General features: G+C 59.2%; 19 protein-coding genes, 1 tRNA gene and 1 pseudogene. 5 read left to right on the top strand and 16 right to left on the bottom strand.

The window, feature by feature from the left end:
- Positions 1-9: 9 nt before the first annotated feature.
- Positions 10-906, bottom strand: a complete 897-nt coding sequence (locus AAEO81_RS01810) for a TauD/TfdA family dioxygenase (RefSeq protein ID WP_166595828.1) — start codon at positions 904-906, stop codon at positions 10-12.
- A 263-nt stretch (positions 907-1169) separates the two neighbouring features.
- On the opposite strand from AAEO81_RS01810, the gene AAEO81_RS01805 reads away from it, so the two are divergent.
- Entirely contained in the window at positions 1170-1322 is a 153-nt protein-coding gene (locus tag AAEO81_RS01805; RefSeq protein WP_341961289.1) for a hypothetical protein, read from the top strand.
- 143 nt (positions 1323-1465) lie between these two features.
- Here AAEO81_RS01805 and AAEO81_RS01800 read toward each other — a convergent pair whose 3' ends face one another.
- The 4 genes and pseudogenes from AAEO81_RS01800 to AAEO81_RS01785 all read right to left on the bottom strand — a co-directional run bounded on the left by AAEO81_RS01800 (position 1466) and on the right by AAEO81_RS01785 (position 5133).
- Entirely contained in the window at positions 1466-2254 is a 789-nt protein-coding gene (locus AAEO81_RS01800; RefSeq protein ID WP_166595830.1) for a MetQ/NlpA family ABC transporter substrate-binding protein, read from the bottom strand.
- 380 nt (positions 2255-2634) lie between these two features.
- Positions 2635-3450, bottom strand: a pseudogene (locus AAEO81_RS01795) (sigma 54-interacting transcriptional regulator); the annotation flags it as partial.
- A 130-nt stretch (positions 3451-3580) separates the two neighbouring features.
- Positions 3581-4162 (bottom strand): alpha/beta hydrolase, encoded by a 582-nt coding sequence (locus AAEO81_RS01790; protein ID WP_341961287.1) that lies wholly within the window; start codon positions 4160-4162, stop codon positions 3581-3583.
- A gap of 257 nt (positions 4163-4419) precedes the next feature.
- Positions 4420-5133, bottom strand: a complete 714-nt coding sequence (locus AAEO81_RS01785) for a Crp/Fnr family transcriptional regulator (RefSeq protein ID WP_341961286.1) — start codon at positions 5131-5133, stop codon at positions 4420-4422.
- 104 nt (positions 5134-5237) lie between these two features.
- Here AAEO81_RS01785 and AAEO81_RS01780 point away from each other — a divergent pair, with 104 nt between their 5' ends.
- Positions 5238-5774, top strand: coding sequence for an Mpo1-like protein (locus AAEO81_RS01780; protein WP_341961285.1), 537 nt, complete (start codon positions 5238-5240; stop codon positions 5772-5774).
- Between the two features lie 16 nt (positions 5775-5790).
- On the opposite strand, the gene AAEO81_RS01775 is transcribed toward AAEO81_RS01780, so the two are convergent.
- The 7 genes from AAEO81_RS01775 to dibA form a co-directional block, all read right to left on the bottom strand.
- Positions 5791-6753 carry an IS110 family transposase gene (locus AAEO81_RS01775; RefSeq protein WP_341958274.1) on the bottom strand — a complete coding sequence of 321 codons (963 nt, stop codon included), beginning with the start codon at positions 6751-6753 and terminating at the stop codon, positions 5791-5793.
- A gap of 253 nt (positions 6754-7006) precedes the next feature.
- Positions 7007-7996, bottom strand: a complete 990-nt coding sequence (locus AAEO81_RS01770) for a sulfate ABC transporter ATP-binding protein (RefSeq protein ID WP_341961284.1) — start codon at positions 7994-7996, stop codon at positions 7007-7009.
- A 3-nt stretch (positions 7997-7999) separates the two neighbouring features.
- A complete protein-coding gene (gene cysW / locus AAEO81_RS01765; protein ID WP_166595835.1) occupies positions 8000-8872 on the bottom strand; it encodes a sulfate ABC transporter permease subunit CysW in 873 nt (290 codons plus the stop codon).
- An 11-nt stretch (positions 8873-8883) separates the two neighbouring features.
- On the bottom strand, positions 8884-9705 hold the full coding sequence (gene cysT / locus AAEO81_RS01760; RefSeq protein WP_341961282.1) for a sulfate ABC transporter permease subunit CysT: 822 nt from the start codon (positions 9703-9705) through the stop codon (positions 8884-8886).
- A 198-nt stretch (positions 9706-9903) separates the two neighbouring features.
- Positions 9904-10914, bottom strand: a complete 1011-nt coding sequence (locus tag AAEO81_RS01755; RefSeq protein WP_341961281.1) for a sulfate ABC transporter substrate-binding protein — start codon at positions 10912-10914, stop codon at positions 9904-9906.
- Between the two features lie 227 nt (positions 10915-11141).
- On the bottom strand, positions 11142-11324 hold the full coding sequence (gene oscA / locus AAEO81_RS01750; protein ID WP_081565193.1) for a sulfur starvation response protein OscA: 183 nt from the start codon (positions 11322-11324) through the stop codon (positions 11142-11144).
- A 376-nt stretch (positions 11325-11700) separates the two neighbouring features.
- Entirely contained in the window at positions 11701-13623 is a 1923-nt protein-coding gene (dibA, locus tag AAEO81_RS01745) for a phosphodiesterase DibA (protein ID WP_341961279.1), read from the bottom strand.
- 177 nt (positions 13624-13800) lie between these two features.
- Between dibA and desA the strand changes: the two genes are divergently transcribed.
- Entirely contained in the window at positions 13801-14985 is a 1185-nt protein-coding gene (desA, locus tag AAEO81_RS01740; protein ID WP_341961277.1) for a delta-9 fatty acid desaturase DesA, read from the top strand.
- 140 nt (positions 14986-15125) lie between these two features.
- Positions 15126-16103, top strand: coding sequence for a sensor domain-containing diguanylate cyclase (locus AAEO81_RS01735; protein ID WP_178115725.1), 978 nt, complete (start codon positions 15126-15128; stop codon positions 16101-16103).
- A 105-nt stretch (positions 16104-16208) separates the two neighbouring features.
- Here AAEO81_RS01735 and AAEO81_RS01730 read toward each other — a convergent pair whose 3' ends face one another.
- The 4 genes from AAEO81_RS01730 to AAEO81_RS01715 form a co-directional block, all read right to left on the bottom strand.
- Entirely contained in the window at positions 16209-17429 is a 1221-nt protein-coding gene (locus AAEO81_RS01730; protein ID WP_341964440.1) for an HDOD domain-containing protein, read from the bottom strand.
- Between the two features lie 164 nt (positions 17430-17593).
- Positions 17594-18874 carry a 4-aminobutyrate--2-oxoglutarate transaminase gene (gene gabT, locus AAEO81_RS01725; protein WP_341961274.1) on the bottom strand — a complete coding sequence of 427 codons (1281 nt, stop codon included), beginning with the start codon at positions 18872-18874 and terminating at the stop codon, positions 17594-17596.
- 175 nt (positions 18875-19049) lie between these two features.
- A complete protein-coding gene (gabD, locus tag AAEO81_RS01720; protein WP_166595841.1) occupies positions 19050-20492 on the bottom strand; it encodes an NADP-dependent succinate-semialdehyde dehydrogenase in 1443 nt (480 codons plus the stop codon).
- 255 nt (positions 20493-20747) lie between these two features.
- A complete protein-coding gene (locus tag AAEO81_RS01715; protein ID WP_341961272.1) occupies positions 20748-23255 on the bottom strand; it encodes a DUF6543 domain-containing protein in 2508 nt (835 codons plus the stop codon).
- Between the two features lie 217 nt (positions 23256-23472).
- Between AAEO81_RS01715 and AAEO81_RS01710 the strand changes: the two genes are divergently transcribed.
- A tRNA-Arg gene (locus AAEO81_RS01710) sits at positions 23473-23549 on the top strand.
- Positions 23550-23636 lie beyond the last annotated feature (87 nt).

Here is a 23636-nt window from a genome sequence, read left to right as displayed (position 1 = left end):
CGGTGTGAATCAGAACGGAGCATCGCCCTGAATGGTGGTGCGGTGCAGACGACGACGCAGATGGTCAGGCGTGCCGCCCGCCAGGTGGATCAGGGAACGGTTGTCCCAGAACACCATGTCGTTCTCCTGCCATTTGTGGCGCAGGACGTTTTCCGGACGCACGCTGTGGGCGTAGATCTCTTCGAGAATCGCGCGGCTTTCGTCTTCCGGGATGTCCACGATGTGCGTGGTGAACCCCTCACTGACGAACAGTGCCTTGCGGCCGTTTTCCGGGTGCGTGCGCACGATCGGGTGGCTGACGACTGCGACCTGGGCCAATTGCTCGGCGCTGAGCGTCGGGCGCCAGTTCTCGGCGTTTTTGCCGTGGCTGTAGCGCGAGGTGTAGCTGTGAACGGCTTTGCGGCCTTCAACGGCCTTGCGCAGGTGCTCAGGCAAGGTTTCCCATGCCTGATGCATGTCGGCGAACAATGTGTCGCCGCCTTCGCTCGGCAGTTCCTGGGCGTAAAGCATCGAGCCGAGGCTCGGCAGCTCTTTGTAGGACAGGTCCGAGTGCCAGTATTTACCGGCGTCGCCCAGACCCACCGGCTGACCGTTTTCAACGATGTTGGAAACGATCAGGATTTCAGGGTGGTTGGCGAGCAGGAACTGCTTGAGCACGTGAATCTGCAGCACGCCAAAACGGCGGCTGAAATCGATCTGTTGCTGCGGCGTGATCTGCTGATCGCGGAACACGACAACGTGGTGATCCAGGTGCGCGCGGTGTACGCGGGCGAAGTCTGCGTCATTCAGCGGGCGGGACAGGTCCAGTCCGACGATTTCTGCGCCCACCTTTTCGGCGAATGGACGCACATCGAACTGCTGACTCGGCGCTTGAGCGGACGTGGAAGCTTGGGAGGCTGCTGGCATGAGAACTCCGACTCCAGAATGGTGTGACTGAGAAGTCGGGACTTTATAGATATAAGAAGGGAAATTTAAATATCGTTACGGCATATGGATAGCGCTGAAAGAACTAGCGACGGCGCAATGCCAGTATCGGTAACGGTCCGGATACCAAATTCTTATCTTTAGCCACGAACCCGAAAGGCAAAATGCGTGTCTATCTCCTGCCTCGCAGCCTTGCTCGCTGCGACCCGAGGCGCTCTCCAGAGATAAGAAAAAGAGGAACGATCATGCCGGAACGCGTAGGCTTCAACGATCACTCGTCCGACAAAGGGCTGGACGACAATGTGAAATTGCTCATCGCCCTGCGCCGAGCCTTGAACGCGGATGCAAAAACGCCGACGCATGTACGAGCCGTCGGCGTGAAAAACGTGGGTCAGTGAGCTCGACTCTTTTCCGGCATACGGCGGACTTTGTAGGAGTGAGCTTGCTCGCGAACCGTTAGGTCAGGCACTGCAATGATGACTCTTCAGCCGCCATCGCGAGCAAGCTCACTCCTACAGAGATATCAGCTGCTGCTACAACATCAGAACGCTGGCAATACCGCACCGTCGTACTTCTTGTTGATGAAGTCTTTGACTTCCTGGCTGGTCAGCGCCTTCGACAGCTTGTTGATCGCGTCGGTGTGGGCGTTGTCAGTACGGGTGACGAGGAAGTTCACGTAAGGCGAATCGGCACCTTCGATGATCAGCGCGTCTTTCTTCGGATTCAGTTTGGCTTCCAGCGCGTAGTTGGTGTTGATCAGGTCCAGGTCAACCTGGTCCAGAGCGCGTGGCAGCAGAGCGGATTCCAGCTCGCGGAATTTCAGTTTTTTCGGGTTGGTGGCGATGTCTTTCGGGGTCGCCAGCGCGTTGGTCGGGTCTTTCAGGGTGATCAGACCGTTTTTCTGCAGCAGAAGGAGCGCACGACCGGCGTTGCTGCCTTCGTTCGGAATGGCAACGGTGGCGCCTTCAGGCAGTTGGTCGATGGACTTCCACTTCTTGGAGTAGCCGCCGAACGGTTCAACGTGCACGCCCACGCCGGTCACCAGAGTGGCGCCTTTACCTTTGTTGAAGCCATCCAGGTACGGCTTGGTCTGGAAGTAGTTGGCGTCCAGACGTTTCTCGTTCAACTGCACGTTTGGCTGCACGTAGTCAGTGAACACCTTGATCTCCAGGTCCACGCCTTCTTTGGCCAGTTCAGGCTTGATCAGGTTCAGGATCTCGGCGTGGGGAACGGCCGTCGCGCCGACGACCAGTTTCTCGGCAGCCTGGGCTGCGTTGACGCCAAAGGAGAGGGCAGCCGCCAGTGCGGTAAACAACAACGTCTTTTTCATGCGATGTCCTTAAAATCCGGTCGCCTTGTGGGCAACTCTGTCGAGATAGTGCCGCGGGTACGACCCCATGGGGGTGGCGGCTGATGCGGACATTACCGAGATTTTTTATTCCGAGACAATACTTTTTAAGCGAATCGTTATGCTTTTTGGTTCTCAGAAGGCTTTTGGCCATCTCTCATGATCTCCAAATGGCTCTACGTCAGCGCTCTCGCGGCCGTCGGCGTTTTCCAGATAACTCAACATTCTGCCCCGAACACGGTCCTGTGGGAGCTTGCGGAGGTTACGACGCTGGCGAATGCGGTCTGTCTGACACACCGATTTCGCGGCCGTCGCACAGCTCCGGCAGCTCCCACGGGTGATTAGCTCAACGGTCAGCGGGAAGGAAGGTTGAGATGTTCCGGCAAAATCTCCGCCCCGCTGCTGACCAGCAACGCAAAATGAATGACGTTCTCCAGCTCCCGTGTATTCCCCGGCCAGTAGTGCGCTTCCAGCACTTTCTGCGCGGCATCGCTGATCAGGGGCATGTCGAAGTCGAGGCGCTGGCTATAGATCCCCAGAAAATACTCGGCCAACGGCAGAATGTTGCCCGGCTGCTCGCGCAGGGATGGCAGGTCCAATCGTCCTTCGCTCAGGTAGCTATAAAGCCGCTCGTGAAACTTCCCTGCGGCAACGGCCAGTTTCAGATCAATGCTCGTCGCCGCCACAAGACGTACGTCCACAGGACTCGGCTGCGAGGCGCCGACCCGGGTGACTTCGTGATTTTCCAGCGCCGACAACAATTTGATCTGAATCGGCAACGGCAGGTCCGCGATCTCGTCGAGGTACAGCGTCCCGCCTGTCGCCGAACCGAACCATCCCGCCCTGCTACTCGCTGACCCGCTGTGCGCACCAGCCGCGTAGCCGAAAAGCTCGGCGTCGGCGTAGGTCGGGCTGATCGCCCCGCAATTCACCGAGACGAACAACCCCGAACGATCACTGCCACGGTGGATATGCCGCGCCAACAGTTCTTTACCGGTGCCAGGTTCGCCGCGGATCAAGACCGGCAAATCCAGGGGGGCAAGCTGCTCCATTTCTTCGCGCAAGCGACGAGAGCGCGGGTCGAAAAACACCAGCGCCTTGGCACGGATGCTCAGGGGGCTTTTTTCAGCGTCGGGAAAAGTCAGGAGGGGTTGTTGAGGTACGTCTGATGGGCTCATGGCAGGCTCCCGCCCAAGCCATCAAAGCCTGAGCGTTAAAAAAAAGGCCGCAGCGCCTGTCGGTTCACTGCGGCGAAAAAGGTCGTGATCAGCGTGCGTTCTGACGCGATCATCGCCACGCAACATGGCTTCATGCGCGGCGTCGTGTGAGTTGTTCGATACGGCCTTGCAGGCGATACAGGTAAGCGAAGCCCTGTTCCCAGCGTTGATGGCCGGATTTCACGTTGATATGACCCGCGCCGCTCAGAATGCCGATCTCGGCACCCCAGTTGCGGGCCATTTCCATCGCACGCAAGGCGCTGACGGCGGAGTCGTTGTCGGAACTGACCACCTGTGCCGGGAACGGCAGCATGTGCTCAGGGATAGGCGCAAAGTTACGAATCGCCGGCGGGCAGTTCGGTCGCTCGACGTCCGCAGGCGCCACCAGCAAAGCGCCGCGCACTTGTCGCAAGGTTTCCAATGGCGCCAGTTGCGCCCAGTGAGCCACCGTCACACAGCCAAGGCTGTGGGCGATCAGAATCACGGGTGAACTGTCGACGGCAATCGCTCGCTGCAACTCACCGACCCAATCTTCGCGGCGAGGTTTCAGCCAGTCAGCCTGCTCCACGCGCACGCTGTTGGGCAGGCTGTTCTGCCAATGAGTTTGCCAATGGTCTTCGGCAGATCCTTGCCAGCCTGGCACGATCAAGTAACGGATCGATTCGTTATGCACGGCCTTCGCCTCCTGCACTTTTTGCGTTCATGGCGGCGAGTATAGGGAAGGGACATATATTCGAAAAAGAATAAGAAGATATTTATTAATACCCAAAATTCATATGCCGCAAACACAGTCAATCACGCGACCAAAAAAGAGGGCCACCCCCTGCCTTAAGGAGTAGCCCTGATAATCACGCTGTCTGCCCCCAGCTCGCCGGGGATAGGGAAAGAATACGGGCGGGTTGTTACAGAATTTTTTATCTGCGGAAAAATTCAGGCGAGCAACTGCGTCAACCGATGCCGCGCTGTCCTGCGCAGCTTTTCCGAATCCAGCACGCTGATGAAATCATGATCCCGACGGATGATTCCTCGTGATGCGAAATCGGTCAGCACGCGTTCGATGACGTCCGGGGTCAGGCCCAGGCAGCGGCTGGAGGGGATGTCGTGAACGGAGACGATGCGCACGGAGCGGTCAAGTTCGCCGTAGCCTTCGCTGAGCATGAGCAGCCGGAACGCGACGCGCTCGGCAGTGGGCAGCAGGGTCATTTCATCCCGCGCAGGAACGCCCAGGCCGAGCTTGCTTCCCAGCAGTTGCCGGAACATGCGCCAGTAGCGAGGGTTGTGGTCGAGTATGTGATCAAGGGGGGCTTGCGGCATGTGCAGGAGGATGACCTGGTCTTGCGCGTAGACATCGTGCCGGCGGGGCCGCTCATCAAAGAGGGAGATTTCACCAAACCAGTACGGCCGCTTGGATGCCGTTTGAGGCGATAGCCAGTGACGTTGCTGTTTGACGTCGTTGAAGCGCACAGAGCCCGCGAGCAGCGCATACAGCCCACACGCAGGCTCGCCGCGCTTGATGATGAGTTTGCCGGGGGTGACCCGCCGCTGCCGCATGCCGGTCAGCAGGCTATCCTGCAAGGCAGCGGGCAAATCATTGAACCAGTGGTCGTTGTCCAACCATGAGCGCCATTGCGTTCCATTCGTCACGTGAATCTCCTTTTTCTCGTAGGCGTTTTATTGCAGGCTGAGCCAACGGGCAGGCCCCGGCCCAAAAAGCAGCGGCATGATCAACGCACGCAGGAGGAATAACAATGAAAAACCTCATCGATCATCTCAGCCAGTATGCGGCTTACCACCGCGATACCCGCAACATTGCTACCCATTTCGTCGGTGTTCCGCTGATCGTCCTTGCCGTGTCGGTGCTGCTGTCGCGGCCTGGCTGGAGCAGTTGGGCGCTGGGCGAACTGTGGTTGTCGCCCGCCTTGCTGGCGACGGTCGCCGCCACGCTGTTTTACCTGCGCCTCGACAAGCCGTTGGGCATCGCCCTCGGTGTCGTGCTGACGCTGTTTCTGTGGATCGGCGCGCACCTTGCGCAGCAAAGCACGCTGGTCTGGCTAGGCTCGGGCGTCGGGCTGTTCGTGATCGGCTGGGCGATCCAGTTCGTTGGTCATTATTACGAAGGTCGTAAACCCGCGTTCGTCGACGACGTCACAGGCCTGATCATCGGCCCGCTGTTCGTCACCGCCGAAGCGGCGTTTCTGATGGGGATGCGCAAGAAATTGCAGAACAGCATCGAGGGGAAAGTGGGGCGCACGCACAAGCGGAATTTGAAGAAGGCTGCTGCATAAGCATCTGTGGGAGATTCTATGTTTGGGGGGCAACCCCCAAACGTTTCGTAGAGTCGTACTCTTCCCGTTTCTTCATCAGCGAGAAGGCCACCCCTGCGAGCTTCCTGCTCAATATCGTCAACGCTTCAGTTCTGGCTTTCCCCTCGCCTATTTTCTTCTCGTAATACGGTTTCCATGTCGCCGATCGGCAGGCGGCCATTGAAGCGTTGTAGCCTAGCCGGCGTACCTCGGGGTCGCCTTTCTTGCTTAGCCGGCGGCGACCGGATTTGTTCCCGGAATCCGACACCCGCAAATCCAGCCCCAGATAGGCGATGTACGCATCTACGTTTTTGAATTCGCCTCGAAGGAATGCCGCAAACAGCGCTGTGGCGGTCAGGAACCCGACGCCTTCGATGCCCTGGCAACGTTTGACCTGATCCATTTCACCGGACTTGATCAGCACTTGCTTGAGCTGTTTCTCGATATCTTTGATCAGATGGCTGAAGCGACGCATCAACTTCTCGAACCCCTTCCTGAGGTCTTTTTCATCCTTCCAGCCTTGGCGCAGTGACGTCTGGCTATTGACCAGCGAGGCCCTGCGATGCAGCAGATGCTTGAGCTGGGTGTGCAACTGGGGTGGCGGGCTCCACTGACGCAGCTCGTCACCTTCCTTTTCCAGATAGCGAGCCAGCAGATGTGCATCGCACGCATCTGTTTTGGCGCGCTTGCCCAGACTTTCTCGATATTTGCTTACGCGTGCCGCATCGACGACAAACACCAGGTGCCCCATGTCATGGGCCATTTCCACTAGGTCCAGATGGTAGGTATTGGTCGCCTCGAGGGCGATGGCACTGCCTTGAGGCAATGTCTTGAGCCAGTGGTGAATCGAAGTTCGCTCATTGACCAAACAATGAGTTTTATCCACACCACGCTGAGCGGTGACAAGTTCCGCCATCGCCACATCGACACCCACAATCGCCGCTGCATCAAGGATTGCCATGTCACACCCTCCGAGTTAGGGTTGAAGAGCTTGCTGGGGGTTCACCGTAAGCGCTGGCTTGCTTCTATCGTCGGTCCAGGCCGATGCATTCCATATCGGCGCTTGTAGGTGACAGGGTGGGGCTGGAAGTCTCCCAACGGTCTGTACTGGCTAGAGTCAGATTCGGCTTTCCGTCCCTCCCACCCCATCAAGTCTAAACATACAAGCCGGCTTGCTGGCTCCCACAGGGTTTCGCGAGTGAGCGGACCGCCGATTAGATGTCGGCAACCTTCTGCCAAACCTTCGGCTTGAAGAACAACGTCTCGCCGCGCGCCAGGCCTATCAGGCTGTCGTGATCCTTCACCACTTCCGCTTCGATCAGGTCCGGCTGGCCTTCGACTTTCAGCGTTACACGTGTCGTCGCGCCCAGTGGCCGAATGTCGCGAACTTCCGCTGCGTGGTGCCCTTCCACTTCATGACGCGACAACGACACTTCGTGCGGACGGAACAGCACGTGGTTGTCTTCGCCCAGATGCAGACGGTTGGAGTCGCCAAGGAAGTGATAGACGAAGTCGCTCGCCGGGTTTTCGTACACCTCCCCCGGTGAACCGATCTGCTCGATCACGCCCTTGTTCATCACCACGATGCGGTCGGCGACTTCCATGGCCTCTTCCTGGTCGTGGGTCACGAACACCGATGTCAGGTTGATGTCTTCGTGCAGGCGCGCCAGCCAGCGGCGCAATTCTTTGCGCACTTTGGCATCGAGAGCACCGAACGGCTCGTCCAGCAGCAGCACTTTTGGCTCGACCGCCAAGGCACGCGCCAGGGCGATACGCTGACGCTGACCACCGGACAATTGCTCAGGGTAGCGGTCCGACAGCCAGTCCAGTTGCACCATGTTCAATAGTTCATGGACCTTGGCGGCGATCTGGCTTTCGTTCGGGCGCTGATTTTTCGGCTTCATGCGCAGGCCGAAGGCAACGTTGTCGAAGACGGTCATGTGACGGAACAGCGCGTAGTGCTGGAACACGAACCCGACGTTGCGATCACGCACATCGTGACCGGAGACGTCTTCGCCGTGGAACACGATACTGCCCTGATCCGGCGTTTCCAGCCCCGCAATGATACGCAGCAGCGTGGTTTTGCCACAGCCGGACGGACCCAGCAAAGCCACCAGCTCGCCACTCTGGATGTCCAGGTTGATGCTGTTGAGGGCCTTGAAAGCGTTGAAATTCTTGCTGACGTTACGGACTTCGATCGACATGAATTATTCCTCCGCCGCGCTTTGGCGCAGACGGCTAATGCGCGCTTCGCTCCACTGCTTGAGCAGCAGGATGAACAGCGCAAGGATCAATAACAGGCTCGCCACGGCAAATGCAGCCACGTGGTTGTACTCGTTGTAGAGAATCTCGACATGCAGCGGCAGGGTGTTGGTCACGCCGCGAATGTGGCCGGACACCACCGACACCGCGCCGAACTCACCCATCGCACGGGCGGTACACAGCACCACGCCGTAGATGAGACCCCATTTGATGTTCGGCACAGTCACATGCCAGAACATCTGCCAGCCGTTGGCGCCCAGCAGGCGCGCCGCCTCTTCTTCCTGCGTGCCCTGCTCCTGCATCAGCGGGATCAGCTCGCGGGCCACGAAAGGCACGGTCACGAAGATGGTCGCCAGCACGATCCCCGGCAGCGCGAAGACGATCTGGATGTCGTGATCCTGAAGCCACGGCCCAAACACGCCACGGGCGCCGAACATCAGGATGTAAACCAGACCTGCGATCACGGGCGAAACCGAGAATGGCAGGTCGATCAGGGTCACCAGAATCGCCTTGCCCCGGAACGAATATTTGCTCACGCACCAGGCAGCCGAGACGCCGAACACCACGTTCAACGGCACGGAAATCAGCACGGCATACACCGTGAGTTTCAACGCCGACAACGCGTCAGGCTCAAGAATCGCCGTGAAGAAGCCACCCAGACCGTTTTTCAGGCCCTGACTGACCACAACGAACAGCGGCAAAAGCAGAAAGATTGCAAAAACCAGCCAGGCAAGGCCGATCAGAATACGCCGCGACACCGCACTGCCACGACGGGCAGCGTTGGCGGAGGAAGCGGCAATGAGCGATGGACCAGACATAGTGCGCCTCCTCAGTTCGGGGTTTCGATGCGACGTTGCAGCAGGTTGATCAGCAGCAACAGGATGAATGACACCACCAGCATCAGCACGCCGATGGAGGTCGCGCCTGCGTAGTCGTACTGGTCGAGCTTGACCATGATCAGCAGCGGCAGGATTTCGGTTTTCATCGGCATGTTGCCCGCGATGAAAATCACCGAACCGTACTCACCCACACCACGGGCGAACGCCAGCGCGAAGCCGGTCAGCCAGGCGGGGAGCAACGCAGGGACGAGGATGTAGCGGAACACTTGCAGAGGGCGAGCGCCCAGGCAGGCAGCGGCTTCTTCGACTTCACGGGGAATGTCGGCCAACACCGGCTGCACGGTCCGCACCACGAACGGCAGGGTGACGAAGGTCAGCGCCAGGGTAATGCCGAACGGGGTATACGCGATCTTGATGCCCAGGTCGGTAGCGAACTGGCCTACCAGACCGGCCGGGGTGTACAGCGCAGTCAGTGCAATACCCGCAACGGCCGTGGGCAGCGCGAATGGCAGGTCGATCATCGCGTCGATGATTTTGCGGCCCGGAAAGGTGTAACGCACCAGCACCCACGCCAACAGCGTACCGATGATGCCGTTGATGATGGCGGCGTAGAACGCCGTGCCGAAGCTCAATTTCAGCGCCGCCAGCACCCGAGGCGCGGTGACGATGTTCCAGAACTGCTCGGCAGTCAGTTGCGACGCGTGGATGAACATGAACGCGAGCGGTATCAGCACAATCAAGCTGAGGTACACCAAGGTGTAGCCCAGCGTCAGCCCGAAGCCGGGTATGACGGGGGATATGCGTCGAGACATAAAGGTCCTTGGTTGATACACAGAACCCGGAGCGGGTCCGGGTCGGTTTTTGCCATGGGAAAGCTGCGAAATTTATCAAATTCCGCGACACCCCGTGTAGGAGTGAGCTTGCTCGCGATCTGCGATCTACCAGGCCCAATGGCGGTGTCTGGCGGCATGAATCGCGAGCAAGCTCACTCCTACAGGTTATGGGGCGTGTTACTTCGGAATATAGATCTGGTCAAAGATGCCGCCATCATTGAAGAACTTGGGCTGAGCTTCTTTCCAGCCACCGAAATCCTTGTCGATGGTCACCAGCTCCAGTTTCGGGAACTGCTTCTCGTACTTGGCCGCGATTTCCTTGTCGCGAGGACGATAGAAGTTCTTCGCGGCGATTTCCTGACCTTCCTTGCTGTACAGGTGTTTGAGGTATTCAGTCGAGATTTCGGTGGTGCCGTGTTTCTCGGCGTTCTTCTCGACGACCGCAACTGGAGGCTCGGCGAGGATCGACAGGGAAGGCACAACGATGTCGAACTTGTCGGCGCCGCCGTCTTCTTTCAGCGACAGGAAGGCTTCGTTTTCCCACGCCAGCAGGACATCGCCCAGGCCGTTGTTGGTGAAGCTGATGGTTGCGCCGCGAGCACCGGTGTCCAGCACAGGCACGTGTTCGAACAGGGTCTTGATGTAGGCCTTGGCCTTGGTCTCGTCGCCGCCGTTGGCTTTCAGGCCATAGGCGTACGCAGCCAGGAAGTTCCAGCGTGCGCCACCGGAGGTTTTCGGGTTCGGGGTGATGACCGCGACGTCTTTCTTGATCAGGTCAGCCCAATCGTGAATGCCTTTCGGGTTGCCCTTGCGCACCAGGAACACGATGGTCGAGGTGTACGGGGTGCTGGCGTCCGGCAGTTTGGTCTGCCAGTTTTCCGGAATGGATTTGCCCAGTTTCGAGATTTCGTCGATGTCACCGGCCAGAGCCAGGGTCACCACATCGGCAGGCGAGCCGTCGATGACGGAGCGACCTTGCTTGCCCGAACCACCGTGGGATTGGTTGATCTTGACCGTGTCGCCTGGGTGGGCCTTGGTCCAGTATTTGACGAATTCAGCGTTGTAGTCCTGATACAGCTCACGCGTCGGGTCATACGACACGTTCAACAGCGTGTAGTCCTTGGCAACGGCGGAACCGGCAAACACGGCACTGGCAAGTGCAGCCAGCGCGTAACGACGAATGGACATGAATCAAGCTCCTGGAAATTGTGTGTTGTTGGCGTTTTTCTAATTTTGGTGAAGCTTTTACTGTAGGAGCGTGGCTTGTCCCGCGATCGGCTGCGCAGCAGCCGTAGGTCCTGCGAATACGGCATGGCGGCCATGCTGCTTTTACCGAATCTACGACGACTTCGTCGCCGATCGCGGGACAAGCCACGCTCCTACAGGTATGCCTGCGGATCCCAGCCCAGCAGTATTCAACCCTGCTGCTTGCCAGGGTTCTGCAAACGGAATTTTTCCTTGCGTTCGATCTGGACCACCTGCGCGTTGTGCACGGTGATTTCAACCGCGCCGAAACGCAGGTCACGCAGAGCGCTCTGAATTTCTCGCAGAATGCTTGCTTCGTCCTGGCCGTCGACGCTACGTAGAGATGCGCTCATTATCGTGCTCCTTGAAAGAGTTGCCCGCAGCGGCGGTGGGAAGGCGGCTGCTCGTGGCGTAAGCGCGATATTAGAGAGGGAGGGTTATTCTTAAAAATACTATTTAAGAATGCAGATATAACCAAAGTGAATTTGGTGCTTTGAGTGGCCCGAAACCTTGTAGGAGTGAGCTTGCTCGCGATAGCGTTTTTCCGTCAGCAAACGACAGACTGACCCAACGCCATCGCGAGCAAGCTCACTCCTACAAGATCACCGCGATTTTCGCTGTAGGGGCGAATTCATTCGCGAAGGGTCGCTACAGACAATACAACTCCATCGCCTCTGCCATTTCGCGAATAAATTCGCTTCTACAGGTCGATGCCTGACTACCGGAATGTCAGCTCAACGCAAACACCGGCGCATGCTGCCAATCGATCTGAGCCGCGGGCATAGGCCGGGCAAACCAGTAGCCCTGGCCCAACTCGCATTCGCTGTTCAGCAGAAAATTTGCCTGATCGGCCTGCTCGATACCTTCAGCCAACACCCGCATGCCCATGGCTTGGGCCAGCGCGATGACCGCGTGAACGATGGCGATGTCGTCTTCATCTTCCGGAAGGCCCGCGACAAACCCCTGATCGATTTTCAGCTTCTGCACCGGCATCCGCTTGAGCCGCAGCAGCGACGAATAACCCGTACCAAAATCATCGATGGAAAGCTTGAGGCCCAACTCCCGCAAGCGATGCATCTGCTCAATCGCTTGCTCGGGATCGTCCATGATCGCGCTCTCAGTCACTTCAAGCTCCAGATAACCCGGCGCCAGCCCGGTTTCATGCAGCACCTGAGCGACCCTCCGATCCAGATCGCCACGGCCGAACAGGCGGCTGGACACGTTGACCGCCACAAACGACAGGGCCACCCCGTCCTTGAGCCACTGGCGCATTTGCCGACAGGCTTCGGTCAGCACCCAGTTGTCGATCTCCGCGATCAGTCCGCTTTGTTCGGCAACGGGAATGAAGTCGCCGGGCGAGACCATCCCGCGCTGCGGATGCTGCCAACGCACCAGCGCCTCGACGCCCTCAATGCGGCGGGTGCGCAGATTGTGGATCGGCTGATAGAACACGCGCAGTTCGTTCTGCACGATCGCCTGCCGCAATTCAACCGCCAGCTCGACTCGACGCTGGGCGCGCGCCGTGAGTTCTTCGGTGTACAGGGCGTAGCGTTCTCGCCCTTGGCTTTTGGCAAGAAACAGCGCGGCATCGGCGTTGCGCAACAATTGCTCGGCGCTCATCGCGTCGTGGGGAAAAATGCTGACGCCGATGCTCGCTGAAAGGAACAGCGGCTGGCCTTCAATAACGAAGGGTTCGCGCATTCCGTCGAGGATGCCTTGCGCCAGTTCTGCTGCCTGCACGGCCTGATTCGGGTTTTCGATCAACACGGCGAATTCATCACCGCCCAATCGCGCGAGTGTCAGGCCTTTCTCCAAAAAGCTCGCCAACCGCTCCCCGACCGCCTTTAGCACTTCGTCGCCCAAGTTGTGCCCGAGGCTGTCGTTGATGTGCTGGAAGTGGTCGAGATCGATCAACAACAGCGCCAGCGTCTCTTTCTTTCGCCGGGCATGGGTGAGCGCCTGCTCGGCTCGGTCGCTGAACAACAGCCGGTTGGGCAGATCCGTCAAGGCGTCGTAATGGGCCAAATGGACCAATTCACGTTCGGAATGCTTGATAGAGGTGATGTCAGAAAACACCGCGACGTAATGCGTGATCGCCCCCTGATCATCTTTGATCGAGCGAATGCTCTGCCATTGCGGATAAATCTCGCCGCTTTTACGCCGATTCCAGATCTCGCCGCTCCACTGGCCCGCGCTGGAAATGGTCTTGTACATGCGCTCGTAGAACTCGGGACCGTGCCGTCCGGACTTGAACTTCTGCGGCGTCAGGCCGAGCACTTCGTCCTGCTGATAGCCGGTGATTTCCATGAACGCCCGGTTCACATGAACGATCACGCCGCTTGCATCGGTCACCAGCACCCCTTCCAACGTGCTGTCGAAGACCGCAGCGGCGAGACGCAGGCGTTGAATGTCCTCTTTTCGGCGTTGGCGGGCCTTTACCCCCATGAAGTTCAACAGCCGGAATCGTGCGAAGTAGACGCACAGCGCGCTGAGCGACAGCCAGGCATAACCGCTCATCAGTTGAGCACGGGCCAACTGAATCGAATCCTCGATCAAAAGCGGGAGCACATAGTCGGTGAACGCCAGCCAGAAAATCGACAGCAGCCCATACAACAGTGCGGTTTTGAGCGCATCTCGGGTAATCGCTGACATGGAAAACCAGAAACCTTACGAAAGGACGGGATTATAGAGTAAGAAACATCCTGCGACGCTTATCTAAAACACCGACTGGTTTTATCTGGTGGCTAAGTGATAATGCGCGCTGTCGTCTCAGGGTCGGTACTCACCCCCTGCACCCCGCATGCGTTACAACCGAGGGCAACTCAGCCTATGTGGAACAACGGTCTGCTCGACCTGTCCGTCTGGCAATTGGTCGCAGTCATTCTGGCGATGACTCACGTCACCATCGTCAGCGTCACGGTTTATCTCCATCGCTACTCCGCGCACCGCTCGTTGGAACTCAACGCCGGGCTCAAGCACTTTTTCCGTTTCTGGCTGTGGTTGACCACGGCGCAGAACACCCGCGAGTGGACGGCCATCCACCGCAAGCACCACGCCAAATGCGAAACGGCGGATGACCCGCATAGCCCTGTCATCAAAGGCCTGTCCACGGTTCTGCGCAAAGGCGCCGAACTGTACCGCGCCGAGGCAGAAAATCCCGAGACACTGCGCATTTACGGCAAGAACTGCCCGGAAGACTGGATCGAGCGCAACCTTTACTCGCGCTACCCGCTTTTGGGGGTGATGATCATGGGCGCCATCGACCTTGCGCTGTTCGGCGTCATCGGCATCACCGTCTGGGCGATCCAGATGATGTGGATTCCGGTGTGGGCCGCTGGCGTGGTCAACGGCCTGGGTCATGCGGTCGGCTATCGCAACTTCGAATGCCGGGACGCCGCGACCAACCTGGTGCCGTGGGGCATCCTGATCGGCGGCGAAGAGCTGCACAACAATCACCACACCTACCCGAACTCGGCCAAGCTGTCGGTCAAACGCTGGGAGTTCGACATGGGCTGGGCGTGGATCAAGGTGTTCTGCTGGCTGCGTCTGGCCAGGGTTCAGCGCGTGGCGCCGATTGCCCACCGGGTCGCAGGCAAGGGCCATGTGGACATGGACACCGCCATGGCCATCCTCAACAACCGGTTCCAGATCATGGCCCAATACCGCAAGCTGGTGATCGCGCCGTTGGTCAAACAGGAACTCGCCAAGGCCGACGAGTCGGTCCGTCATCAGTTCCGTCGGGCCAAACGGCTGCTGTCTCGCGAAACCAGCCTGCTGGAAGACAAGCATCAGGCGCGCATCCAGACCATGCTGGAACACAGCCAGGCGCTGAAAGTGATCTACGAAAAACGCCTCGCGCTGCAACAGATCTGGGCGCGCACCAGCAGCAATGGCCACGACATGCTCGCCGCCATCAAAGACTGGGTCCACGAAGCGGAAGCCAGCGGCATTCAGTCCCTGCGCGACTTCGCTGACCAGCTGAAAACCTACTCGCTACGCCCCTCTCACGTTTAGGCCGCTTATCGGCGCCCATCCATCCGGATGGGCGCCCGTCGGAACTTCGTGCCACTACGCCGATCTCATTATCACCTTCGCACTATGCTGTGTGACATGTTGTGGCTGTGCGCCGCACCTTATATTGAGATGCAGTGCTCATGGACAACCAGACGCCTTCTATCGACACACCCGCCACAGCAGAAACCCTTCTGGCTCTGATGCACGCCCAAGCGGAAGTTGCCCGACTGAGCGAACGTGAACAGCTGTTCAGCTCGCTGCTGGTGAGTGTCAACGCCGTGCTTTGGGCATTCGACTGGCAAACCCAGCGCATGATCTACGTCAGCCCCGCCTACGAGCGCATCTTCGGTCGTTCGGCTGGCCTGCTGCTGGCCGATTACAACGAATGGCGCGACAGCATTTATCCGGATGACCTCGACTACGCCGAGCGCAGCCTGAGTGAAGTGCTGGAAAAGGGCTCCATTGAAGACCGCGAATACCGGATCATCCGGGCCGACGGCCAGGTTCGTTGGCTGAGCGACAAATGCTTCGTCAGCCATCAGGCCGAGCACGGGCAGCGTCTGGTCGTGGTGGGCATCGCGGAAGACATCACCGAGAAGAAGCAGCTGGAAGACGAGCTGCAACGCTTGGCCACCACCGACGTCCTCACTCAAAGCAGCAACCGTCGCCATTTCTTCGAATGCGCCCAGCGCGAGTTCGAACAGGCCCGTTTGCAAGGCACGCCCATGGCGTTTCTGCTGCTGGACGTGGATGACTTCAAGCTGGTCAACGACACCTACGGTCACCAGGAGGGCGACATCGTGCTCCAGCGCATTGCCGAATGCGGCCGCACGACGCTGCGTCGGGGCGACCTGTTCGGGCGTATTGGCGGGGAAGAGTTCGCGGCGGTGTTCATCGGCTGCGCGCCGGACATGGCCAAGCAGATCGCGGAGCGGCTGCAGCGGGAAATCCAGCGGCTGAGCTTTCAGCGGGATGACAAGACGTTCGGCATCACGGCCAGCCAGGGCCTGACCAACCTGGGTAGCAACGACCAGAGCCTCGAAGCCCTCTTCGCCCGCGCGGATGCGGCGATGTATCAGGCCAAGCGTCAGGGCAAGAATCAGATTGTGTTGGTGTAGGCATCGTTGAGTGGCGTGTAACTGCACATTCATCCGACGCGCCTTATCCCTGTGGGAGCCGGCTTGCTGGCTCCCACAGGTTTGCGTCCAGTCTTGCAGACGTAGTCAGGCGACGAGCTTGTTTCGCACCCGCTCCAGATCGGACGCGTTGACCTTCAACAACCGCGCCGATTTGCTCTTGGCCAGCGCCTCCAGCGGGTCTTCCTGACCGAGACGGCCCATCTGCCCCGCCAGGTTCATGGCCAGCACTTCGCGGGTGTAGACCCCGGTGGTGTACTGATACACCGCTGCAATCAGTTCGCGCAGCTCCAACGGAATACGCCAGCGCGTACGCAGGGCCGAGCCGAATGCGGCCGCATATTGGTCCAGTGCGTGGGCGATGGTCGCATCGTCTAGCACGCCTCCGGCCTGTAGCCATTCCTGAAGGCAGCGAATCACCGACAGATCACCCAACCCCCTGAGCAAGCCCGCGCAATAGCAGCGCTCGTGGTCCAGATCCAATGTGCGCGCCAGAATCCGCGCATAGCCCGCTGTTCGCCGTGAAACGTCCCACACCTGACTCGCCTGAATGATCAGCGACGGGTCCGTCAGGATCGCGCCCCGCTTGAGCGCCAGCCCTTGAATCAAATTGGCGCTCTGAGTCGCGCCCAGCACTGCCAGTGCCTGTCCGAGGGTCTGCTGGGGCTTGCCTTGATGCTGCGAAGCGCTGTTCGCCGCGGCAATCAACACCGCCGTAACGTGAGGGTCGTCGGTCAATTCTTGTTCAAGACGTTTGAGGTCGATGCCCGCAGGCGTGCGACAGCGAGTCAGCGCTTCGCGCACATCGACGTACAACGGGCCGCCGTCCGCCAGTTCTCGACGTTTTTCCAGGAAGGCATCCAGCCCGACGCCAGGCGCCAGCGCAGGCACCTCGCAGGCGACCTGTGCGCCGTCCTTGAGCAACAGATTTTCCAGCCGCTGACGCAGGCTTTCGATGTTCAGCGGCTTGGTCAGATAGGCCGTCGGCGCCAACTGCACGGCTTCGCGCACGCTGGCACTGTCGTTACGGTTGCTGAGCAGGATAAAACGCACCGGTGGCTGGCGTTTTAGCAGGCGCAACCCACGCAGCAGGGTCAGGCCATCAACGCCCGGAAGCTCTCGGGAAGCGATCACCAGATCCGGGATGTAGCCACGCATCAGCTCCACCGCCTGCTTGCCGTCCGAGCACACATCCAGTTGCGCGTCGCAGCGCACGTCCAGAACCAGCTCATTGAGCATCTCACGTGCCCAAGGATCGCCTTCGGCAATCAAAATACGAGGAACAGCAGGTGCCTCTACAACGGTCATCATGACTCTCCGGCATCAGTCTTCGTACCTTAGTCAAAGAGCGGCGTGCGAGACAGGCTTTAAGCGAATTTTCTGACGTCAATAAACGAAAAAACCTGCCGAAGCAGGTTTTTTCTGACGAAGTGGTCACATTTTGATCAATGCGACCCTTCTTCAATGACGCATCAGGCGATCTCAGCGAAGCACTCTTCGATGATCTTCAGGCCTTTGTCCAACTGCTCGTCAGGCGAGGTCAGCGGGACCAGCACGCGCAGAACGTTGCCGTAGGTGCCGCACGACAGCAGGATCAGACCTTTCTCGCGAGCCTTGGCCACGACGGACGCCACAGCAGCCGCGTTCGGCTTGTGAGTGTCACCGTTTTCGAAGCACTCGACCGCAATCATTGCGCCCAGAGCACGCACCTCACCGATGACCGGGTGCTTGGCCTGGATGGCTTTCAGACCGGTGACCAGACGCTCGCCGACCGCTTTGCAGCGATCCAGCAGATGCTCTTCTTCGAACACCTCCATCACCGCCAGCGCAGCGGCGCAGGCAATCGGGCTACCGGCGTAGGTGCCGCCCAGACCGCCTGGTGCGATGGCGTCCATGTATTCGGCCTTGCCGCAAACGCCTGCGAGCGGGAAGCCGCCAGCGATGGATTTGGCGAAGGTGGTCAGGTCGGCAGTGACGCCCATCTGTTCCATGGCAAAGAAGGTGCCCGTACGGCCAGCGCCGGTCTGCACTTCGTCAGCGATCAGCAGGATGCCGTGCTTGTCGCACAGTTCGCGCAGGCGAGCCATGAATGCTTTAGGCGCGACGTAGAAACCGCCTTCGCCCTGCACCGGCTCGATAATGATCGCGGCGATGTCTTTTGGCTCGGCGTCGTTCTTGAAGATGCGCTCGATGCTGGCGATGGAGTCGTCAACGCTCACGCCGTGCAGTTCGTTCGGGTAGATGGCGCGGAAGATGCCACCTGGCATCAGGCCCATGCCAGCCGAGTACGGCACGACTTTACCGGTCAGACCCAAGGTCATCATGGTGCGGCCATGGTACGCGCCGGTGAATGCGATCACGCCAGCACGACCAGTGGCAGCGCGGGCAATCTTGACGGCGTTCTCTACGGCTTCGGAGCCGGTGGTGACCAGCAGGGTTTTCTTGTCGAAATTGCCTGGGACCTTGGCGTTGATTTTTTCGCACAGCTCAACGTAGGGCTCGTACGCCAATACCTGGAAGCAGGTGTGAGTCAGCTTGGTCAGTTGCTCTTGAACGGCAGCGACGATTTTCGGGTGCAGGTGACCGGTGTTCAGTACAGCAATACCGCCCGCGAAGTCGATGAACTCACGACCTTCAACGTCAGTTACGGTAGCGTTCTTCGCGGATTCGGCGAAGATCGGGTGAATTTGACCAACGCCACGGGGTACAGCGGCTTCACGGCGTTTCATCAGGGATGCGTTTGTTTTGCTCATGGTTTCCTCATTCACCGCTCATCGGGCGGCGTGGTTCAAGGATCAGGCGGCGGGGGTCAACAGCGGCAGCATACGATGATCGACTGCCGCGGCCTCCCGGCCAGCGAATGGGTTTTGCTGCTACAAACACCCGCGCAACGTCGCTCTCGCGCTGCGCGGGTCGGATATCGCTGCCTTAAACAGAGAGGCAGAGGTATTTTATTTCCAGATAGTCTTCGATGCCGTATTTCGAGCCTTCACGCCCCAGGCCCGAGGCCTTCACACCGCCGAACGGCGCGACTTCGTTGGAGATCAGGCCGGTGTTGATACCCACCATGCCGTACTCCAGCGCTTCGGCCACACGGAACACGCGGCTCATGTTCTGGGCGTAGAAGTACGACGCCAGACCGAACTCGGTGTCGTTGGCCATGGCGATCACTTCCGCCTCATCTTTGAAGCGGAACAGTGGCGCCAATGGGCCGAAGGTTTCTTCCTTGGCCACAGCGGCGTCTTTGGACACGTTCACCAAAATGGTCGGCTCAAAGAAATTGCCTTCCAGGCTGTTGCCACCGCTCAGCACTTTCGCGCCTTTGCCCAGCGCATCAGCGATGTGCTCCTTGACCTTGGCAACCGCTTTTTCGTCGATCAACGGGCCAGTGGTGGTGCCCTCAGCCAGGCCGTCGCCGACTTTCAGCTTGGCGACTGCCGCCTGCAGTTTCTCGGCGAACGCGTCGTAGACCGAATCCTGCACATAGATGCGGTTGGCGCAGACACAGGTCTGACCGTTGTTGCGGTATTTGGAGATGATCGCGCCTTCAACGGCCTTATCCAGGTCCGCGTCGTCGAACACGATGAACGGCGCGTTGCCGCCCAGCTCCAGCGAGACTTTTTTGATGTCGTGGGCACATTCGGCCATCAACTGACGACCAATTTCGGTCGAGCCGGTGAACGACAGTTTGCGCACGATCGGATTGCTGGTCAGCTCGCTGCCGATGTCGCCCGCGCTGCCGGTCACGACGCTGAACACGCCAGCAGGAATGCCCGCTCGCTCGGCCAGCTCAGCCAGCGCCAGTGCGGAGTAAGGGGTTTGCGATGCAGGCTTCAAGACCATGGTGCAACCGGCGGCCAGCGCAGGACCGGCTTTACGGGTGATCATCGCTGCCGGGAAGTTCCACGGGGTGATCGCAGCAGTCACGCCGATGGGCTGTTTCAGCACGATCAGGCGCTTGTCCGGCTGGTGGCCTGGAATCACGTCGCCGTAGATGCGCTTGGCTTCTTCAGAGAACCATTCGATGAAGGAAGCGGCGTAGGCGATTTCGCCCTTGGCTTCGGCCAGCGGCTTGCCTTGTTCCAGGGTCATCAGGCGACCGAGGTCGTCCTGGTTTTCGATCATCAGCTCGAACCAGCGACGCAGCTTGGCGCCACGCTCTTTGGCGGTCAGTGCACGCCAGGCGGGCAGCGCCTTGTCGGCAGCTTCGATGGCACGGCGGGTTTCAGCAGCGCCCATTTTCGGCACGGTGCCGAGAATCTCGTTGTTCGACGGATTGTTAACCTTGATGGTCTGGCCGCTGTCGGCATCGGCCCAGGCGCCATTGATGTACGCCTGCTGGCGGAACAACTTCGAATCTTTGAGCTGCATGTCGGCCTCCTAAACAGCACCGCGCAAGGCGGAGCGAATTATTGATTGTTCAAAGGCGCCTCTGCCGAGGCTGCCGTCAGGAAAACATTCGCCGGGCCCCGCACGCACGGATCGCGAAAAGCGCGGGTGACCGTACGGGAGCGTTTGAAATCTCAAACGAATCCTAGGTTCAAGAACAACAAAGGACAATAGGGTGTTCGAAAAAAAGAACAAACGCGCCCGATTTACGAAACGTTCCGGATCAGCGGGTCCTCATCAAGGCCACTGGGCAGCGGGAAAGAACCGCTCGACCAACGATGCATGCCGCACGCGGTTGACATACGCCACACGGTCGAAGGGTTCCCCCGTACGCAAGTCATAGACACTGCCTACATCCGGTTTGTCCACTTCACGCAGCCTTACCCTGACGAAGTGATAGTGCTCACCTCGCACTTCTCGCACAGATTCGATGCGCAGATAGCGACCGGGGGTGAACACGACCTCCGCCTCTGCGGTGCTCAGCGACATTGGCCCGATGGGAACGCCACTGTTCATGCCCTTGCCAATCAGTTCATAGACCACCGAGGTGTCGTCGAAGACGTTGACCCGCTTCAACCCTTTTACCTGCTTCGGTGCTACAAAATCGCGTAACGCGTAGGGGTTTTCCGTAAACGACGTAATGTCCGTGGTGACCAACACGTCGCCCACGTTTAGCTCTCCATTACGGAACTGCCCGCCGCCGGTCGCTCGCGCACCACTGCCCCCGCGCCATAAACGCACGGCTTCGCTGCGGGGCAACTGCTCCAGCGAATCGAACAGGTCATTCAGGTAAGCGACCATCTCACTGTCGATCTCCACGCCATGGCGGAACACGCCGTTGGCCTGCGTCAACTCATCGGTGTACGCAGCGACCAGATCATTGTTGAAGTATTCCTCGTCGACCCAGGTGTAAAACGGCTTTCCGTCCTTGAGCAGATAACGAAACTGCCGTGGGTTCTCCAACAACGGATTGCTCATCGAAGGGCTGGGCAGCGCGATTGTGGATAACGTTTCGCGCTGGCGTTCGAGCAACGCCTGCGACATCTCCCAGTGCGACTCGTAGTTAGCCTGCATGTAGGTGTCCCAGAATCCCGAAGCAACCGTTTCCAATTGGCCGGACACTGCCAGTTCGGGCTGGGCGACTTCGAGCGGCGTCCACATGAAATCGGTCACCACTTGCATCCGGGTGTTCGGCAGGAAGGCGTACGGATCGTCATCATCCACCGCCAACCATCCCTCGGCCTCTGGGCTGTGCCGAACCCTAAGGGTCAGGTCATTCATCTCGATCCAGGTCGAACCGTCATCATCGACGCTCACGCCATCAAGCATTCCCGGCGTGGTCATCGGCTCAGGCACGATGCGATTGCCGTCCAGGCTCTCCAGCTCGTCATTCAACCGGTCAGTTGGCTCTAACACCCGAGTGGCGATTAGCCGCTCATGGGGCGGGGCCTTGAAATGCAGCGCCTTGACGCCCAGCCCGACATCAATGATCGAGAACACCGCAGCGACCGTGTCCGCCACCGCCGAGATGACCGCCTGCGTGCGCTCGACCACAGACCGAGCGCGCACCGCTGCGTCAATGTCCAGCGACAGGCGCGCCACGCCCGCCCCCAGCACCACCAGTCCCAGCGGCCACGCCAATACGGGAAAACCTCCGAACACCCCAAGAAATGCTCCGAGATACCCACGCCAGAGCGACTTGCGCAAATCGGCGTTACTGACGGCCATCGTGTGGCTGACGGCAAGATCCGTCTTGGCCCAATCCCGCATTTCGGCAAACAGATCGCCCGTCACCCGCCGACCTACCCCGAATGGCCAGGCCGGCGCTTCCGCGGGCCCAAACCGCTTCATCAGGTTGCTCATCGCCTGCTGATGCGCCTCAGCGCCTGACTGCTGATGTACGCGAAACAGCGCATCAAAGGCTTCACGCGAGCGAAGCTGACGACTCAGCCAATGCACCAGATCGCCGTGGTTGGCAAACGCGCGCGGCAGCCACTCGGTACCAGGGCAATACAACACGGTGCGGCCATCGTCAGCGCGCAATGTGATCAGATGGCCCCCGCCCGTCACGACGTAATGCCGGATATGAAAGGCGTTGCCCGTCGTCGCGGCTTGCAGCGTGGTCAGCGTGACCCTGTCTTGCGCCAGCCCCAGCCACGCGCGCAGGCGCTGACGATCAGAAGGCATGAGCGCGCCTTGATTTACCGCCTCATCAAGACTCGCGAGGAGCCGCACTTTCGCCAGCAGCGCAAAATCATCGCCATGTTCACGCCAGAAGCGTTCAGTGCGCTGCGCCAGAAGCGACGCAAAATCCATCGCCCACAAATCGCCCATCACCTTGCCCGGTTCGAGCTGCACCTCGTTGTGCTGACCGTATTCACGGGCCCCGCTGCTTCGGTTATAGAAACCGCCATAAACCGGCAACACATCGGGCGCGACCTGAAAACCGTCGTTGAAACGGTGAATAAGCAACTGCGTGAACGTCATCGACTGTTTAGGCGGCCCGCTGTGACGCCAACCGGTAAACGTCGGCGCGCTGGCCGCACCGTCGAACACGTTCCACCACACGCGATCCGGATCCAGCGGCTTGCCGGTGTGCTTGAGCAGGTACTCACCCGCCGTCTTGCGCGCCAGCTGATAAATATCAGGCCACGCCTCTAAATAGCCACGTGCCTTCGCCATCACCGCCCGCGCATCCGCCATCGAATGCAGACTGCGCTCAAAGTGTTCGAGGTCGATCGCCATCCTGAAAGTCCTTGCTGATTGAAAGACCGTCAGGGAAGCAGCTGGCGCGTGAAGCGATGCGGTACATAGCTATCGCAGAAGAGGAAGGGCAATGGGGTAATCTGACCGCGCATGACCAGAACGACGTAAGCCCGAGGTTCATTTGTCAGGGCGAAACAAACGGCAAGTCAATGCAATGGACGCTTTGGACCGAGATGGGTATCATGGCGCCCGCGTTGCACCTGTAGCTCAGCTGGATAGAGTACTGCCCTCCGAAGGCAGGGGTCGTGGGTTCGAATCCCGCCAGGTGCGCCATCTTCGATCCTGAGTCATGCACAGCAGACCGGGATCCGCTTTATAAAGAAGCCCGCCGATGCGCGGGCTTTTTTGTGGGCGTCCTGT

Source organism: Pseudomonas sp. RC10 (genome assembly GCF_038397775.1).
Taxonomy (GTDB): domain Bacteria; phylum Pseudomonadota; class Gammaproteobacteria; order Pseudomonadales; family Pseudomonadaceae; genus Aquipseudomonas; species Aquipseudomonas bambusae.
This window is presented reverse-complemented; position numbering and strand designations above follow the sequence as displayed.

Bases quoted from the DNA above. Each gene is read 5' to 3' on its own strand.
- AAEO81_RS01810 (WP_166595828.1), bottom strand. From the start codon at position 906: ATGCCAGCAGCCTCCCAAGCTTCCACGTCCGCTCAAGCGCCGAGTCAG.
- AAEO81_RS01805 (WP_341961289.1), top strand. From the start codon at position 1,170: ATGCCGGAACGCGTAGGCTTCAACGATCACTCGTCCGACAAAGGGCTG.
- AAEO81_RS01800 (WP_166595830.1), bottom strand. From the start codon at position 2,254: ATGAAAAAGACGTTGTTGTTTACCGCACTGGCGGCTGCCCTCTCCTTT.
- AAEO81_RS01780 (WP_341961285.1), top strand. From the start codon at position 5,238: ATGAAAAACCTCATCGATCATCTCAGCCAGTATGCGGCTTACCACCGC.
- AAEO81_RS01775 (WP_341958274.1), bottom strand. From the start codon at position 6,753: ATGGCAATCCTTGATGCAGCGGCGATTGTGGGTGTCGATGTGGCGATG.
- AAEO81_RS01770 (WP_341961284.1), bottom strand. From the start codon at position 7,996: ATGTCGATCGAAGTCCGTAACGTCAGCAAGAATTTCAACGCTTTCAAG.
- cysW (WP_166595835.1), bottom strand. From the start codon at position 8,872: ATGTCTGGTCCATCGCTCATTGCCGCTTCCTCCGCCAACGCTGCCCGT.
- cysT (WP_341961282.1), bottom strand. From the start codon at position 9,705: ATGTCTCGACGCATATCCCCCGTCATACCCGGCTTCGGGCTGACGCTG.
- AAEO81_RS01755 (WP_341961281.1), bottom strand. From the start codon at position 10,914: ATGTCCATTCGTCGTTACGCGCTGGCTGCACTTGCCAGTGCCGTGTTT.
- oscA (WP_081565193.1), bottom strand. From the start codon at position 11,324: ATGAGCGCATCTCTACGTAGCGTCGACGGCCAGGACGAAGCAAGCATT.
- dibA (WP_341961279.1), bottom strand. From the start codon at position 13,623: ATGTCAGCGATTACCCGAGATGCGCTCAAAACCGCACTGTTGTATGGG.
- desA (WP_341961277.1), top strand. From the start codon at position 13,801: ATGTGGAACAACGGTCTGCTCGACCTGTCCGTCTGGCAATTGGTCGCA.
- AAEO81_RS01735 (WP_178115725.1), top strand. From the start codon at position 15,126: ATGGACAACCAGACGCCTTCTATCGACACACCCGCCACAGCAGAAACC.
- AAEO81_RS01730 (WP_341964440.1), bottom strand. From the start codon at position 17,429: ATGACCGTTGTAGAGGCACCTGCTGTTCCTCGTATTTTGATTGCCGAA.
- gabT (WP_341961274.1), bottom strand. From the start codon at position 18,874: ATGAGCAAAACAAACGCATCCCTGATGAAACGCCGTGAAGCCGCTGTA.
- gabD (WP_166595841.1), bottom strand. From the start codon at position 20,492: ATGCAGCTCAAAGATTCGAAGTTGTTCCGCCAGCAGGCGTACATCAAT.
- AAEO81_RS01715 (WP_341961272.1), bottom strand. From the start codon at position 23,255: ATGGCGATCGACCTCGAACACTTTGAGCGCAGTCTGCATTCGATGGCG.